Source organism: Saccharopolyspora sp. NPDC049357 (genome assembly GCF_040677225.1).
Lineage (GTDB): Bacteria > Actinomycetota > Actinomycetes > Mycobacteriales > Pseudonocardiaceae > Saccharopolyspora.
In genome coordinates, this window is sequence record NZ_JBFAQJ010000005.1 from 163,603 (window position 1) to 178,008 (window position 14,406).

The window sequence follows — 14,406 nt, forward strand, 5'->3', positions numbered from 1 at the left end:
GTCCGCGGCTGCTCGGCTCGACGGTGCGCACTGGTCAGGAGGGCGACCAGACCTCGTTGATCGTGGCGGGGGTGAGGACTTCGTCCGGGGTTCCCGCCGCGTGGACGCTGCCTCGGTGCAGCAGGACGCAGTGGTCGGCCTGGCGCGCTTCGGCGAGGTCGTGCGACACCTGGACGACCGTGCGGCCGGATCGCGTCTCGGCCCGGACGGCGTCGGTGATGAGACCGCGGGCCTTCGGGTCGGCGCCCGCGTCGGGTTCGTCGAGCAGCAGCAGTTCCGCGTGCTGGGCGAGTCCTTGCGCGACCAGGACGCGCTGCCGCTGACCGCCGGAGAGCGCGCTCATGCGTTGCTCGGCCAGACGCCTCACCTCCAGTCGGTCCATCGCGTCATCGATGGCCGCGCGGTCCGCCGCGTTGAGCCTGCGCCACGGTCCGCGCTCGGCCCACCGGCCCATCGCCACGGCGTCGAAGACCGTGCAGGGCAGGGCTTCCGGGATCGCGCTGTGCTGCGGCACGAACGCCGGTCGCCCCTCGTAGTCCTTGCGCTGCACACCGCTGCTGGACAACGTGCCGGCGAGCGCGGCCAGCAGTGTGGACTTGCCCGCGCCGTTGGGGCCCACCACGGCGGTCCACCGGGCTGCCGGGATCTCCGCCGACTCGATGTCGAGCACCTGTTTTCCCTGGTGGCCAGCTTTCAAACGGCGGAGTGCGACGGCGGTTCGCGGCACGCTGCTCACGATTTCCTCTCCGGGTCAGTGGGCGAAGTCACGCCACGATGATGAGAACGACAATCATTTCCATTATAGGTTGTCCGTCATGGATTGGCTATTCGTCCCGTTCGGGGTCTCCTTCGTGGAGCGCGCGCTGTGGGCCGGTGTGCTCGTGTCGGTGATCTGCGCCCTGGCCGGGACCTGGGTCGTGCTGCGGGGCATGGCCTTCCTGACCGACGCGATGTCCCACGGCATGTTGCCGGGCGTGGCGATCGCGTCCGTGCTGGGCGGAGATCTGCTGCTGGGAGCCGCGTTGAGCGCCGGCGCGATGGCCGCCGGGGTGTCGGTGCTGGACCGGTCGCGGTGGCTGTCGCGCGACACCGGCATCGGGCTGCTGTTCGTGGGGATGCTGGCGACCGGTGTGATCGTCGTGTCGCACTCGAAGTCCTTCGCCGTGGACCTGACCGGCTTCCTGTTCGGCGACGTGCTCGCCGTGACCGACGGCGACCTGGTGCGGCTGGCGGTCGCCCTGGTGGTCGCGGTCGTGGTGTCGGTCGCCGCCTACCGTCCTCTCCTGGCGCTGACCTTCGACCCGCGCAAGGCCCACACGCTGGGAATGCGCCCGCGCCTGGCCGGTCTGCTGATGACCGGGCTGGTGACGCTGGCGATGGTGATGTGCTTCCAGGTCGTCGGCACCCTGCTGGTCTTCGGCCTGCTGATCGCCCCGCCCGCCGCCGCGACCCTGTGGGCCGACCGGGTTCCGCTGGTGATGGCCGGTGCCGCGGCTTTCGGCGCCGCCTCGACGGTGCTCGGGCTGCTCGCCTCGTGGCACTGGGGGACCGCCGCCGGGGCCAGCATCGCCGCCACCTCGGTCGCGCTGTTCTTCCTGTCCGCCCTGCTGTCCGCGCTGCGCGACCGGGGGCGGGCGCTGACCACCCGAACAGAGAACGTCTCGAAGACGGAGGAGCCGGTCGCGTGAAACGTCGCCGATTACAACTGTTCTCGATCGCACTGGGCGCGCTCGTGCTCGGTGCCTGCTCGCAGCCACCACCGCCGCCGCCACCGGTGCCGCACGGCTACGTCGAAGGTGCCGAGGAGACCGCCGAAGCGCAGTCCCGGCTGATCGTCGCGGAGAGCGGGGGAGCGCTGCGCGTGCTGGACCTGCTCACCGAGGAAACCCGGGACCTCCAGCCCGTTCCGGGAATCCGGGACGTCGTCACCGACGGCCGCTTCGGCTTCGTGTCGGACGCGGATTCGGTGCACGTCGTCGACAGCGGCGCGTGGACGGTCGATCACGGCGACCACATCCACCACTACCGCGCGGAGATCCGCGAGCTGGGGGAGGTCCCGCTCGCCACACCGGTGCAGGCGCAGAGCGACAAGGCGGTGGTCGCGCTGTCCGGTGCCGACGGCGCGACGGTGCTGCTGAACCGAGAACCGCTGGAGAAGGGCCGGATCGAGCGCGCGGCCGACCTGCGCGTCGAACCGGGGACCGTCGCCGTGCCCTTCGAGCAGCACGTCCTCGCCACGTCCGGCGACGCGGTGCGCGTCCTGGACCGCGCCGGTGCCGAAACCGCCCGGATCCCCGAGTCGTGCCCCGAACCCGCCGGAACCGCGGTGACGCGTCGCGGCGTGGTGTTCGGGTGCGCCGACGGAGCGCTGCTCGTCACCGCCGACGACGGGCCGTTCCGCGGCGAGAAGATCGCCTACCCGCCGGGCGCGGCACCTCGCGCCGGCGAGTTCCACCAGCGTCCCGGCAGCGACACCCTGGCCGCGCTGGCGGGCGAGGACGGCGCGTGGCTGCTGGACCTGTCGAAGCGGTCCTGGAAGCACGTGCCCACGGGACCGGTGGCGGCGGTCAACGCCGTCGGTGCGGGCGGGTCGCTGCTCGCCGTCGGCACCGACGGGACGATGCGCGCCTACCGGGAGGACGGCACGGAGATCGCCCGCAACCAGATCATCCCGCCCGGCGGTCCGCCGCCGAGCATCCAGGTCGACACGTCGCGGGCGTACGTCAACGACGTGGCCGCGGGAACGGTGCACGAGATCGACTACAACGACGGCTTGCGCATCGCCCGCAGCTTCCGGCTGGGCGGACAGGCCGCGCACGTGGTGGAGACCGGCCGATGAAGCGCACCGCAACGCGCGCGGTCCTCGCGCTGATCACCGCACTGCTGACCCTCACCGCCTGCTCCGCCGGGGCGCAGCAGCGGCCCAGCGTGGTCGTGACGACCAACATCCTCGGCGACATCACGCGGCAGATCGTCGGCGACGGAGTCCCGGTGTCGGTGCTGATGACGCCCGGAGCCGACCCGCACTCGTTCGGGATCTCCGCGCAGCAGGCCGCCGAACTCGAACAGGCCGACCTCGTGGTGCACAACGGACTCGGCCTGGAAGAGGGCGTGCAGCACAACGTCCAGGCCGCGGTCGCGGAAGGCGCTCCGGCCTTCGCGGTCGCCGAGCACGTCGACCCGCTGAAGATCGCCGGACCGGACTCCCAACCGGATCCGCACTTCTGGACCGACCCGTCGCGAGTCGCCCGCGCCGTCGACCTGATCGCCGACCAGGTCGTGGCCCACGTCGACGGCATCGACGCGGCGGCGGTGAGGACCCGCGCCGCGCAGTACCGGCAGCAGGTGCTGGCGGTCGAATCCGAGGCGGCGCAGCGGTTCGAGCGCATTCCGCCCGAGCGGCGCAAGCTCGTCACCAACCACCACGTGTTCGGCTACCTCGCCCACCGCTACGGGTTCGAGGTGATCGGGGCCGTGATCCCCAGCGGCACGACGCTGGCCTCGCCCAGTGCTTCCGACCTGTCGTCGCTGGCCGACGCCGTCCGTCGCGCGAACGTGCGCACGATCTTCGCCGATTCCTCGCAGCCGGACCGGCTGGCGCGGGTGCTGGCCGAGCAGGCCGGCCTCGACGTCCGCGTGAAACCGCTGTTCACCGAATCGCTGAGCGAGCCGGGCGGGGGCGCCACCACCTACCTGGAGATGACCCGCGCGAACACCGAGGCCATCGCCTCCGGGCTCGGCGCTTGATCACCCTCGGAGAAGGAGAGAAAACCATGTTGAAACCGGTTCGCTTACCGGTGGCCGTCGCCACGATCGCGCTGGCCCTGACCGCGTGCGGTTCCGGCGCTCAGCAGGCCACCGCGCCCGGCCCCGCCGTGCCCGACCCGATCGTGACCACCTACGACGGCGGTGTCCTGGTGCTCGACGGGAAGACCTTGGCCGTGGCCGAGGACATTCCGCTGCCGGGCTTCAACCGGCTGAACCCGGCCGGCGACGCCGAGCACGTCATGGTGTCGACCTCGACGGGTTTCCAGGCGCTCAACGCCGTGCGCGCCCAGCTCACCGACGTGCAGTTCCCGGCGCCCAAGCCGGGTCACGTGGTGCGCAACGCCGGTCGCACGGTGCTGTTCGCCGACGGGACGGGTGAGGTGACCTCGTTCGACACCGCCGAGCTCGCTGCTGGAAAGCCGGCCACCGACAAGCACACGGCCGCCGAAGCCCACCACGGCGTCGCGATCGAGCTGTCCAACGGCCAGATGGTGCTGTCGCTGGGCAACGAGGAGGACCGCACCGGCATCGCGGTCCTCGACGAGCACCGCCACGAGATCACCCGGAACGAGGACTGCCCCGGCGTGCACGGCGAGGCCGTCGCGCAGGGCGAGGCCGTGGTCATCGGCTGCGAGAACGGCGCGCTGGTCTACCGCGACGGCGCGATCACCAAGATCACCAGCCCGACGCCGTACGGGCGGATCGGCAACCAGGCGGGCAGCGAGCACTCGCCGGTCGTGCTCGGCGACTACAAGCAGGACGAGCACGCGGAACTCGAACGCCCGCAGCAGATCGCACTGGTCGACACCGCGAACTCCTCGCTGAAGCTGGTCGACCTCGGCACCAGCTACACCTTCCGCTCGCTGGGGCGCGGCCCGGCCGGTGAGGCGCTGGTGCTGGGCACCGACGGTCAGCTGCACGTGATCGACCCGGTCCAGGCCCGCGTGGTTCGCAGCATCCCGGTGATCGGCCAGTGGGAGGAGCCGCTGGAGTGGCAGCAGCCGCGGCCGGCGCTGTTCGTCCGCGGTGGCACGGCGTACGTGACCGATCCGGCCAAGCGGGAGATCCACGCGATCGACATCGCTTCCGGCCAGAGGACCGCGACGGGCGCGCTCCCCCATGCGCCGAACGAGATCGCCACGCCCCTGGCTGGTCACTGACGCGAAACGGGGGAGGGGACGGCGTCGGATCGATGCCGTCCCCTCCCCTCAGTTGTTCCGGGCTTGAGCACTGGGAACGCGCGTGCGCAGCCGCGCGGGCAGCGAGTCCGCGGTGAGCGGCGTGGCCGTCATCCAGCCGGTGAGCGCCGCCAGGTCGGTCCGGGTTCGGATCGGGCCGACGGGGATCACGGGTCCGGTGGGCCGCCGCTCCACGTCGCACGGCTGCACCAGGACGACCGTCCCGCTGGCCCCGGACGCCTTGGTCCGCGCACTGCACCAGAGCTTCCCGAGCTGACAAGGCGCGCGCACCAGCACTCCGTGCGGAGTCCGGCGCACGGTCTCCCGCAGCGCATCGAGAACCGGAAGCCCCTGGCAGTCGTCGCACAGCACCGCGGTGAATCCCACCGCACTGGTCACGGACTCCATCTCGACGTCCTCCTCATCCGGGTACGACCTCTCAAGTAACAACGATAACCGTTTTCAATAATTTGGTCACGCGTGTGTCCGGGTGAGGAGCCGGTAGGAATCCGCGTCGCCTCAGCGCGAGGTGCGTGCTGCGGCGAGGCGCCGGGCCTGCGTGAACGGGTCGGGGGTGATGTTCAGCAGGAGTGCGCTGAGGGTGCCCTCGTAGACCAGGAGGAGGTCCGCGGCGATCTCTCCGGGGGCTGAAAAGCCCTCGGCGGCGGCGATTTCGGTGAGCCGGTGGAGCAGGTGGTGCTTGTGCTCGGCGATGACGGCGAGCGCTGGGTGATCCGGGTCGGTGAGCTCCACCGCCGCGTCCACGTGCGCGCAACCGCGGCGGTGGCCGGTGGTGGTCCACCACCGCTCCAGGGCGTCGAACAGGGCCAGCAGGGGGTCGTCGGCCTCGGCGATGGCCGCTTCCCAGTCGGCCCGCCACTGCTCATCGCGCTGGGAGAGGTAGGCGGCGACGAGCTTGTCCTTGCCGCCGAAGTGCTTGTAGCAGGTCGCCAGCGCCACGCCCGCGCGCTCGACGATCGCGTCGATGCCGGTGGCGTTGATGCCCCGCGCGTAGAAGAGCTCGTCCGCCGCCGAGAGCAGGCGCTCCCGCGCCGGGGTTGCCGGTTTCGCCATCACAGGGCTAGTGTAACGGTCGTTCTACCTAGAACGACCGTTCTGCTGTAGGAGGGGCCGTGCCCGAGCTCAAGGCCGTCGCGTTCGACGTCGTCGAAACCCTGATGTCGCTGGAGGAGGTGCCGGGCCGCCTGGCCGAATGCGGTTATCCCGCAAGTCTCTTCGACCCGTGGTTCACCCGCGCGGTCCGCGACGGCATGGCGCTCGCCGCCGCCGGCGGCTACCGCACCTTCGACGAGATCTGCGCCGCGGCGTTGCGCGACATCACCGGCGAGGACGTCGGCCAGGCGACGATCGACCACGTGCTGGGCGGGTGGGACCGCTTCCCGGCGCACGACGACGTGACCCCCGCGCTGGAAGAACTCCGCGCGGCCGGCGTGCGGGTCATCGGACTGACCACCGGATCAGCCGAGGTCATCAGCGGATTCTTCGCCCGCAGCGGACTGTCCGATCACATCGAGGCGGTCCTGTCCTGCGCCGACGTCGGGGCGTGGAAGCCCGCCCCCGCCGCGTACCGCTACGCCACGACCTGGCTGGACCTCGCCCCGGAACAGGTCGCGCTCGTGGCCGCCCACGCCTGGGACTGTCACGGCGCCAAGCGAGCCGGCATGCGGACGGGCTGGGTCAGCCGCCTCGAAGGCCGCTACAACCCGACCTTCGACCCGGCGGACGCCACTGCCCACGATCTGCCCGACCTCATCCGAAAGCTCCTCGAACCCACCGCATGAGGGGAGTTTCAAGATCTTTTTGAGGGGATCCGGCGTGTTCTCGCGTCCGGGGACGTGCCGGGTGGCGTGGTGATTTCCGGCGGTGGACGGCTCCACGCGGCTGGAAACACCGTGTTCACCTGCTGATTTGCAGGATTCCAGCGTTGACCGGGTTCGTTCCGGTGGTTAGCGTCCCCGGCCATGACAGCGGGGCTGGGTCTGGAGGCGCTGGACGAGGTGGATCGCCGCATCATCGCGGCGCTCCAGCTCAACGGGCGTGCGCCGTGGAGCGCGGTCGCGCGGTGGGCCGGAGTCAGCGAGACCACGGTGCAACGGCGGTTCACCGCGCTGCACGAGCGCGGACTGGTGCACGTGGTCGGCGTCATCGACCTGGACCGCACGGCGGCCGGGTCGTCGATGCTGATCAGGGTGCAGGCGCGGCCCGGGAGGGGCTGGGATCTCGCCGAGCAGCTGACGGCGCGTCCGGAGGCCCGGTTCCTCGCGGTGGTCACCGGGACCGCCGACCTGATCGTCGATTTCGTGGCGCACGACAACGACGAGCTGTTGCGCCTGCTGTTCACAGACCTGCCCGGCGCAGACCTGATCACGGGAACCGAGAGCGTCGCGGTGATCCGCACTTTCGCCTCGGCTCCGGGATGGGACACCGGCCTGCTGCCGCCCGAAGCCGCCGCCGAGTTGCGGCCGACGCATGCGCGGCCGTACGACCGGGCTGACTGGGGCGCGCCGCCCAAGGCACCGGGTGAGCTCGAACGCGCAGTCGCGGAGGAACTCGCGGTGGACGGGCGGCTGCCGGTGAGCGCGATCGCGCGCAAGCTCCGCACCAGCGAATCCAGCGTCGCCCGGGCGATGGACCGCATGGTTTCCCGCGGCGGACTGCAGTTCCGGACGCTGGTGGAGCCGGAACTGCTCGGCTACGGGGTCGAGTTCATGCTGTGGCTGTCGATCAACCCCGGGCACCTCGACGAAGCCGGACGGCGGCTCGCCGCGCATCCCGGCACGAAGTTCCTGGCCGCCGCGACCGGCCGGTTCAACCTGGTCGGGCAGATGGTGTTGCCCGCGAAGGCCGACCTGTTCGGCTACACCGCCGAGGTCATCGGCACGCTGCCCGGGCTCAACGCCTCGGACGTCACCTTGCACCTGGCCACGCTCAAGCGCGCGTGGACCCGGGTGGACCGCTTCCGCTGAAACCGCACGGGAGGAAACATGTCCGCAGCTGATCCACCTCACGAGCCGTGGCAGTGGCCGGAGGCGACTTGGCGCCGCCACGTCGAGGCCGTGCGCGCGGGACGGCGTCTCGTGCCGTCGCGGTGGCCGGGCGGTGCGCGCGTCGCGGTCGCGATCTCCTTCGACTCCGACCACGAGACGATCCCCTTGCGCGACGGCGAGACCAGCCCTGGACGTCTCGCGCAGGGCGAGTACGGCGCGCGCGTCGGCGCCGGTCGGGTGCTCGAACTGCTCGCCGAGCACCGCGTCCCCGCGACGTTCTTCATGCCCGCGGTGTCGGCCCTGCTGCACCCGGGCGAGGTGAAGGACTACGCGAGCGAACCGCACGAGATCGGCGTGCACGGGTGGATCCACGAGCGGAACACCTTGCTGGCCGAGGAGGACGAGCGGGAGCTGATCTCCCGGGCGCGGGAATCGCTCGCCGAGATCACCGGCGTCCGGCCAACCGGGATCCGCACTCCCTCGTGGGACTTCTCCGACTCCACTTTGGACACCATTCGCGAACTCGGCTTCGACTACGACTCCTCGCTGATGGCCGACGACGAGCCCTACGAGATCGTCGCGAACGGCTCGCCCACCGGGCTGGTGGAGATCCCCGTCGACTGGATCCGCGACGACGCCCCGTACTTCACGATGGACCGCTACGGCTCGGTCCGGCCCCACACCCGCCCGCGCGACGTGCTGGAGATCTGGATCGACGAGTTCGACGCCGCCTACCGGGCGGGCGGTGTCTTCCAGCTGACCATGCACCCGCACGTCATCGGCCACCGCTCGCGACTGGTCGTGCTGCGGGAACTGCTCGATCACATCCGGGCGCACGGCGACGTCTGGTTCGCGACCCACGCCGAACTCGCCGGCGCCGCGCGCGCCGAAGCGACCCGGCTCGACACCGCAGGAGCGACCTCATGAGAACGGACACGGTGAGCAGCGGGAAGCTGACCCGGGCGCAGCGCAAGGCAATCGTCGCCGGCACCATCGGCAACACCGTCGAATGGGTGGACTGGGCGCTCTACTCGATCTTCGCGAAGATCATCTCCCAGGAGTTCTTCCCCGCAGGCGACGAGACCGCGGCCCTGCTGTCGACCCTCGCGGTGTTCGCCGTCGGGTTCGTGATGCGCCCGATCGGCGCTGCTGTGCTCGGCGGTTACGCGGATCGTCACGGCCGCAAGAAGGGACTCACCCTCACCATCGGGCTGATGGCAGGGGCCTCGTTCGTCATCGCGCTGACACCGACCTACGACGCGATCGGACTGTTCGCGCCGCTGGTGCTGCTGGTGGCGCGGTTGTTGCAGGGCTTCTCGGCGGGTGGCGAGTTCGGGTCGTCCTCGGCCTTCCTCGTCGAATCCGCCGCAGCGGGCAGGCGCGCGTTCGCCGGTTCGTGGCAACAGGTCTCGGTCGGCGGCGGAGTGCTGATCGCCTCGCTGCTCGGCACGATCACGACCTCGTCGCTGTCCGACGCGGCGCTGCACTCGTGGGGCTGGCGCGCGGCGTTCATCATCGGCGGCCTGCTCGGTCTCGTGGGCCTGTGGCTCCGGGTGTCGGTGGAGGACACCGAATCGTTCACCAAGGCGCGCGCCGGCGGCCAGACCAGGACGAACCCGCTCAAGGCGATGATCTTCGAACACCCCGGCGCCGCGCTGCGGGTCGCCGGCATCACCATCGCCGGGACGCTCACCTACTACATCTGGGTAAACTACCTGCCCACCTACGCCAACCTCACCACCGGAATCCCGCTGTCGCAGGCGCTGCTGTCGCAGACCCTCTGCCTGGTCGTGTTCGTGGTGGCGCTGCCGTTCGTGGGCGCGCTGTCGGACCGGGTGGGGCGCAAGACCACGCTGGGCGTGTTCGCGGGCGGGTTCGTGCTGCTGGCGTGGCCGCTGCTGAACCTCCTCGGCAACAGCTTCCTGAGTCTGTTCCTGGTCCAACTGACCGGGATGATCCTGGTGCTCGGCTACTCGGCGAACTGCGCGGTGATCATGGCCGAGCAGTTCCCGCCCGAAGTGCGCGCGACCGGCATCGCCTTGCCCTACGCACTGGCGGTGGCGCTGTTCGGCGGAACCGCGCCGTACATCACGACCTGGCTCAACGACATCGGGCACGGCGACCTGCTGTGGCTCTACGTCTCGGGCTCCGCGCTGATCTCGCTGATCGTCTACCTGACGATGCCGGAGACCAAGGACGAGGAGTTCGCCTGATGCGGCACGTGCTGGTGACCGGAGCGGCCGGCGGGCTCGGCCGCGCCATCGCGGAGGACTTCGCAGAGCACGAGGACGTCGCGCTCACCTTGGTGGACGTCGACGGAGCACGGCTGGCGGAAACACCCGTAGAAGCCGTGCGGATCACCGCGGACCTCACCGAACCCGAGACGTGCGAGTCCGTGGTGGAACAGGCATGGCGGACGGCCCCGCTGGACGTGCTCGTCAACGCCGCCGGGATCTACCCGTCGGTCGACATGATCGACGTCGACGCCGAGACCTGGGACCGGATCTTCGCCCTCAACCTGCGCGCACCCGTGCTGACCACGGCCGCGTTCGCGCACCGCGGGCGGAGCGGTGCGGTCGTCAACATCTCCTCCGGAGCCGCGCTGCGCGCCCGGCCCGGCGGCGGACCCTACGCGAGCTCCAAGGCCGCGCTCGAGATGGCCACCCGCGCAGCTGCGTTGGAGCTCGGCGAACGCGGCATCCGGGTCAACGCCGTCAGTCCCGGCTTCGTCGCCGTGGACAGCGATTGCAACCCGGTCGCCGAGGACTACGCCGCCGCGGTGTCGGTCAACCCGCTCGGCAGGCCCGGTGAGCCTTCCGACGTCGCCCGCGCGGTGCGCTGGTTGGCGAGCGACAACGCCTCCTGGATCACCGGCGAGATCCTGCGCGTCGACGGCGGCTCCAGCGCCGGCGCCTCCCACCTGCCGCGGTTGTGGCCGAACACGGTCCGGAAAGGACGCAACGCATGAGTTCCACGAGCTACGCGGTGGTCGGTGGCGGAGCGATCGGGGGCACCCTCGCGTTCCACCTCGCGCGCGCCGGTCACGACGTCACCGTGGTCGACGCCGACCCGACCCACGTGGCCGCGATCAACGAGCACGGCCTGATCCTCGACCGCGCCGGTTCCCCCGAAACGGTCCGGCTGTCGGCAGCGGTCCCCGACGCCTTCAGCGGCCCGCTCGACCGGGTGCTGCTCGCGGTGAAAGCCCAGGCCACGGAGTCAGCGGCCCGCTGGCTCGCTCCGCGGCTGGGCCCGGACGGCTACGTGGTGTCGGTGCAGAACGGGTTCAACGAACCCGTTCTCGCCGACCATCTCGGCTGGGAGCGCACCGTCGCGGCGTTCGTCAACATCTTCGCCGACCGCACCGAGCCCGGCGTCATCGCCGACGGTGGGCCGGGAGCGCTCGTGATCGGCGAGCCCGGAGGCGAACCGGTGTCCGAACGGGTGCGACTGCTCGTCGACGACCTCCAGGCATGGGGCCCTGCGCAGGCCAGCGACAACGTCGAGGGATTCCTGTGGGCGAAGGCCGGGTTCGGCGCGATGCTCGCCGCGACCGCGCTCGCCGACGAGGCGATGGCCGACCTCATCGACCGGCACCGCCCCGCGATGCGCGCGCTGGCGGGGGAGGTGTTCGACGTCGCGCACGCCCTCGGCATCAGGCTGGAACCGTTCGACGCGTTCAACCCCGACGCGTTCGTGCGCGGCTCCGACCGGGACGAACTCGCCCAGGCGGTCGACCGGCTCACGGCGTGGCTGCGCACGCAGCCCAAGAACCGCAGCGGGATCTGGCGCGACCTCGCCGTTCGTCGCCGCGAGGTCGAGGTCACCACGCACTACGGCACCGTTCTCGCCGAGGCGGACCGCCTGGGCATCGGGACACCCGTGCTCCGCGCGGTGATGGCGGGCCTGCGCGAGCTCGAAGACGATCCCGGATCGATGTCCGAGCAGCGGATCGACGAGCTGGACCGCATCGCCGGGAGCCTGGTGTGACCGCCCCGGCCGCGCACGCGTGGCTGTCGCAGCACCGGGACGAGATGATCGCCGATCTCGCCGAGTACGTGAACCACGAGAGCTCCAGCGACGATCTCTCCGCGCTGGACGAATGCCTGCGGTGGGTGTGCGACTGGCTCGACGCGCGCCTCGGCCCGCCGTCCGAGCACGAGCGGTTGACCCGGATCGATGCCGGTGACGTCGTCATCCGCCGCTACCCCGGCAGCGGGGGCGACCCGGTCCTGCTGCTCGCGCACTACGACACGGTCTGGTCGACCGGCACGCTGGCCGACTGGCCGTTCCGCGTGGACGGGGACCGGATCAGCGGTCCCGGCGTGTTCGACATGAAAGCCGGTCTGGTGCAGGCGGTCTGGGCGCTGCGCGCGATCGACGCGCTCGGATTGCCGAGGCCGCCGGTGACGTTGCTGCTCAACGGTGACGAGGAGACCGGCAGCCTGGCCTCCTCCGATGTCATCGCGGAGGAGGCCAGGAAGTCCAGGGCGGCGCTGGTCTTCGAGGCGAGCGCGGACGGCGCGGTCAAGACCGCGCGCAAGGGCGTCGGGCTGTTCACCGTGACCGTCACCGGCGAGGAGGCGCACGCCGGGCTCGACCCGACCGCGGGCGCGAGCGCGGTGGTGGAGGTCGCGCACCAGGTGTTGCGCTGCCGGGCGCTCACCGACCTCGACGCCGGGACCTCGGTGAACGTCGGTGTGGTGCGCGGCGGGACCAGGGCGAACGTCACGGCGGGCAGTGCGGTCGCCGACCTCGACGTCCGCGTTGCCAGCGCTGCCGAGGCCGAGCGCATCGATGCCGCGCTGGCGTCGCTGGAGCCCGTCGATCCGAAGACCCGGGTCACCATCACCGGTGGCTGGAACCGGCCGGTCTTCGAACGCACGCCGGAGGTGGCGGCCCTGTACGAGGTGGGGCGCGACTGCGCCCGCCCGCTCGGACTCGACCTCCGCGAAACAGCCGTCGGCGGAGCCAGCGATGGGAACTTCGCGCAGGCCGCCGGAATTCCCGTCCTCGACGGACTCGGCGCCGTGGGCGCGGGCGCTCACGCCCGAAGCGAACACGCCACCGTCACCGGCATGCTCCAGCGCTCAGCCCTCGCCACCGCCGTCCTGGCGCACTTCGCGTGATCGATGATCGGGCACGGTGATGATCTGGGTGTCGTTGGTCAGGAGCGTGGTCGCGGAGAGGCCGAACATCCGGCGGAAGGTGTCGCTGAAGTGGCTCGCCGAAGCGAATCCGGCGTCGGTCGCCGCGGTCGTGAGGTTCGCGCCCGACTCGATGGCCGTTCCGACCCCGAGCAGGCGCGCCCAGATCCGGAACCGCCTGAAACTGGTTCCGGCGTTCTCGGCGAACAGGTGGAGGAACCGGGACCTGGACAGCCCCGCCGCGGCGGCGCAGGAGGCCGCGTCGTGCTCGCGCTCCGGCGCGGCGAGCATCGCGTCCATCGCCCTGCGGATCCGCGGGTCGATGGAGCCGTTCGCGGTGTCGCCGAGGGCGAGTCGGCTGAGCTCGCCCGGGTCGTGCACCTGGGCGAGCATCGCCTGCTCGGCGAGGTGGGTGGCGGCGATCGTTCCCAGCGTCTCGGTCATGCGCACTTCAGCGGCACGGGCCCACCCGGGATCGAGGTAGTGGAAGAGCACGCGTCCGGCACCGGCGTCGATCCGGTGCGGAACGCGCGCCGGTATCAGGGCGCTCCGGCGGCGCCAGGAACCTTCGGGGGCGTAAACGGTGAACGCGTCGTCGACGCCGATCGCGAGGCAGTCCACCGGAGTGGAGTGCCGGTCCCACCGCAGCTGCGGACCGAGGAAGGTGGCCCGTCCCGGCCACAGCCACAGCTTCCGGCACTCAGCGGTCATGGTCGTCATGTTCGCACGACGGCGAGGATCAGACCGCCGATGGTGATCTCGACGAGGCAGTAGAACCAGTTCGGGTAGAAGCTCGTCGGGGCATCCAGCAGCCGGGAGATCGCCCGGCCGACCGCCATGCCCACCAGCGCGATCGCGACCGCTGAAGCGGCACCGCCGCGCATCGCGTCGTCGCCGGTGGCGCACCAGGCGAGGACTCCGGCCATCGCCAGGCCGAACCCGCCGTAGACCGCGCGCACCTCGGAACGGCTCACCGCGCTCGTGGCGACCAGGCCGAACGGATGCACCAGCGCTGCCGGTGACACCAGCGCGAACAGGCCCATCCCGGCGAAGAACACCGCACTCGCGGTCAACACCGCTTCCTCCATCGAACTGGCTCCTCTGGTTCGGGTGCACCGGATCGTCACACGCCGGCGCCGCGAGGTGCTTCCGAAAACGTGCTGGGAGGCCAGCATCACCGTGGTAGCCCGCCGGATTGCTGCCGTATTCGGGTACCGGATTACTGCGGTATTCCGAGTGCCGAGTGGGCCTGGGGGCGAGAGCCGGGGGCTCTGATGGGTGTGGGGTCTGGAGGCGGGAGTTAGT

The 14,406-nt window shown here is 71.0% G+C and carries 16 protein-coding genes; 11 read left to right on the top strand and 5 right to left on the bottom strand.

Translation table 11 applies throughout. The features are described 5' to 3' along the window. Positions 1 to 34: 34 nt before the first annotated feature. Entirely contained in the window at positions 35 to 736 is a 702-nt protein-coding gene (gene aztA / locus AB0J91_RS06555; RefSeq protein WP_363864799.1) for a zinc ABC transporter ATP-binding protein AztA, read from the bottom strand. Positions 737 to 815: 79 nt separating this feature from the next. Between aztA and aztB the strand changes: the two genes are divergently transcribed. The 4 genes from aztB to aztD are packed head-to-tail and all read left to right on the top strand — an operon-like array spanning position 816 to position 4,928. Beyond that, positions 816 to 1,688 (top strand): zinc ABC transporter permease AztB, encoded by an 873-nt coding sequence (aztB, locus tag AB0J91_RS06560; protein WP_363864801.1) that lies wholly within the window; start codon positions 816 to 818, stop codon positions 1,686 to 1,688. After that, positions 1,685 to 2,839, top strand: a complete 1,155-nt coding sequence (locus AB0J91_RS06565; protein ID WP_363864803.1) for a hypothetical protein — start codon at positions 1,685 to 1,687, stop codon at positions 2,837 to 2,839. The genes aztB and AB0J91_RS06565 overlap by 4 nt, the downstream gene beginning before the upstream one ends. After that, positions 2,836 to 3,747: a zinc ABC transporter substrate-binding protein AztC gene (aztC, locus tag AB0J91_RS06570; protein WP_363864805.1), complete on the top strand. Its 912-nt coding sequence runs from the start codon at positions 2,836 to 2,838 to the stop codon at positions 3,745 to 3,747. The genes AB0J91_RS06565 and aztC overlap by 4 nt, the downstream gene beginning before the upstream one ends. A gap of 26 nt (positions 3,748 to 3,773) precedes the next feature. Beyond that, on the top strand, positions 3,774 to 4,928 hold the full coding sequence (gene aztD, locus AB0J91_RS06575; RefSeq protein WP_363864807.1) for a zinc metallochaperone AztD: 1,155 nt from the start codon (positions 3,774 to 3,776) through the stop codon (positions 4,926 to 4,928). Between the two features lie 48 nt (positions 4,929 to 4,976). Here the strand turns inward: aztD and AB0J91_RS06580 are convergent, their stop codons facing one another. Both AB0J91_RS06580 and AB0J91_RS06585 read right to left on the bottom strand, forming a co-directional pair. Further along, positions 4,977 to 5,354, bottom strand: coding sequence for a hypothetical protein (locus AB0J91_RS06580; protein WP_363864808.1), 378 nt, complete (start codon positions 5,352 to 5,354; stop codon positions 4,977 to 4,979). A 111-nt stretch (positions 5,355 to 5,465) separates the two neighbouring features. Next, positions 5,466 to 6,020, bottom strand: a complete 555-nt coding sequence (locus tag AB0J91_RS06585; protein ID WP_363864810.1) for a TetR/AcrR family transcriptional regulator — start codon at positions 6,018 to 6,020, stop codon at positions 5,466 to 5,468. Between the two features lie 59 nt (positions 6,021 to 6,079). On the opposite strand from AB0J91_RS06585, the gene AB0J91_RS06590 reads away from it, so the two are divergent. From AB0J91_RS06590 to AB0J91_RS06620, 7 genes are all read left to right on the top strand, one after another. After that, complete coding sequence (locus AB0J91_RS06590; RefSeq protein ID WP_363864812.1) at positions 6,080 to 6,748, top strand: haloacid dehalogenase type II; 669 nt, start codon at positions 6,080 to 6,082, stop codon at positions 6,746 to 6,748. Between the two features lie 180 nt (positions 6,749 to 6,928). Beyond that, a complete protein-coding gene (locus AB0J91_RS06595; RefSeq protein ID WP_363864814.1) occupies positions 6,929 to 7,933 on the top strand; it encodes an Lrp/AsnC family transcriptional regulator in 1,005 nt (334 codons plus the stop codon). Between the two features lie 18 nt (positions 7,934 to 7,951). After that, on the top strand, positions 7,952 to 8,881 hold the full coding sequence (locus AB0J91_RS06600) for a polysaccharide deacetylase (protein WP_363864816.1): 930 nt from the start codon (positions 7,952 to 7,954) through the stop codon (positions 8,879 to 8,881). Then, on the top strand, positions 8,878 to 10,167 hold the full coding sequence (locus tag AB0J91_RS06605; RefSeq protein WP_363864818.1) for an MFS transporter: 1,290 nt from the start codon (positions 8,878 to 8,880) through the stop codon (positions 10,165 to 10,167). Before AB0J91_RS06600 ends, AB0J91_RS06605 begins: the two co-directional genes overlap by 4 nt. After that, entirely contained in the window at positions 10,167 to 10,922 is a 756-nt protein-coding gene (locus AB0J91_RS06610; RefSeq protein WP_363864819.1) for an SDR family oxidoreductase, read from the top strand. Before AB0J91_RS06605 ends, AB0J91_RS06610 begins: the two co-directional genes overlap by 1 nt. Then, positions 10,919 to 11,944, top strand: coding sequence for a 2-dehydropantoate 2-reductase (locus AB0J91_RS06615; protein ID WP_363864820.1), 1,026 nt, complete (start codon positions 10,919 to 10,921; stop codon positions 11,942 to 11,944). The genes AB0J91_RS06610 and AB0J91_RS06615 overlap by 4 nt, the downstream gene beginning before the upstream one ends. Further along, entirely contained in the window at positions 11,941 to 13,083 is a 1,143-nt protein-coding gene (locus AB0J91_RS06620; RefSeq protein WP_363864822.1) for a M20 family metallopeptidase, read from the top strand. The genes AB0J91_RS06615 and AB0J91_RS06620 overlap by 4 nt, the downstream gene beginning before the upstream one ends. On the opposite strand, the gene AB0J91_RS06625 is transcribed toward AB0J91_RS06620, so the two are convergent. Both AB0J91_RS06625 and AB0J91_RS06630 read right to left on the bottom strand, forming a co-directional pair. Further along, positions 13,045 to 13,812 carry an AraC family transcriptional regulator gene (locus AB0J91_RS06625; protein ID WP_363864824.1) on the bottom strand — a complete coding sequence of 256 codons (768 nt, stop codon included), beginning with the start codon at positions 13,810 to 13,812 and terminating at the stop codon, positions 13,045 to 13,047. The genes AB0J91_RS06620 and AB0J91_RS06625 overlap by 39 nt on opposite strands. Positions 13,813 to 13,817: 5 nt before the next feature. Then, positions 13,818 to 14,177, bottom strand: coding sequence for a DUF4345 domain-containing protein (locus tag AB0J91_RS06630; protein ID WP_363864826.1), 360 nt, complete (start codon positions 14,175 to 14,177; stop codon positions 13,818 to 13,820). Positions 14,178 to 14,406: the final 229 nt, after the last annotated feature.

What these genes read in the sequence shown, in the direction of transcription:
- AB0J91_RS06605 (WP_363864818.1), top strand. Translation starts at nt 8,878, where the DNA reads ATGAGAACGGACACGGTGAGCAGCGGGAAGCTGACCCGGGCGCAGCGC.
- AB0J91_RS06610 (WP_363864819.1), top strand. Translation starts at nt 10,167, where the DNA reads ATGCGGCACGTGCTGGTGACCGGAGCGGCCGGCGGGCTCGGCCGCGCC.
- aztB (WP_363864801.1), top strand. Translation starts at nt 816, where the DNA reads ATGGATTGGCTATTCGTCCCGTTCGGGGTCTCCTTCGTGGAGCGCGCG.
- aztD (WP_363864807.1), top strand. Translation starts at nt 3,774, where the DNA reads ATGTTGAAACCGGTTCGCTTACCGGTGGCCGTCGCCACGATCGCGCTG.
- aztC (WP_363864805.1), top strand. Translation starts at nt 2,836, where the DNA reads ATGAAGCGCACCGCAACGCGCGCGGTCCTCGCGCTGATCACCGCACTG.
- AB0J91_RS06615 (WP_363864820.1), top strand. Translation starts at nt 10,919, where the DNA reads ATGAGTTCCACGAGCTACGCGGTGGTCGGTGGCGGAGCGATCGGGGGC.
- AB0J91_RS06585 (WP_363864810.1), bottom strand. Translation starts at nt 6,020, where the DNA reads ATGGCGAAACCGGCAACCCCGGCGCGGGAGCGCCTGCTCTCGGCGGCG.
- AB0J91_RS06625 (WP_363864824.1), bottom strand. Translation starts at nt 13,812, where the DNA reads ATGACCGCTGAGTGCCGGAAGCTGTGGCTGTGGCCGGGACGGGCCACC.
- AB0J91_RS06595 (WP_363864814.1), top strand. Translation starts at nt 6,929, where the DNA reads ATGACAGCGGGGCTGGGTCTGGAGGCGCTGGACGAGGTGGATCGCCGC.
- AB0J91_RS06580 (WP_363864808.1), bottom strand. Translation starts at nt 5,354, where the DNA reads ATGGAGTCCGTGACCAGTGCGGTGGGATTCACCGCGGTGCTGTGCGAC.
- AB0J91_RS06600 (WP_363864816.1), top strand. Translation starts at nt 7,952, where the DNA reads ATGTCCGCAGCTGATCCACCTCACGAGCCGTGGCAGTGGCCGGAGGCG.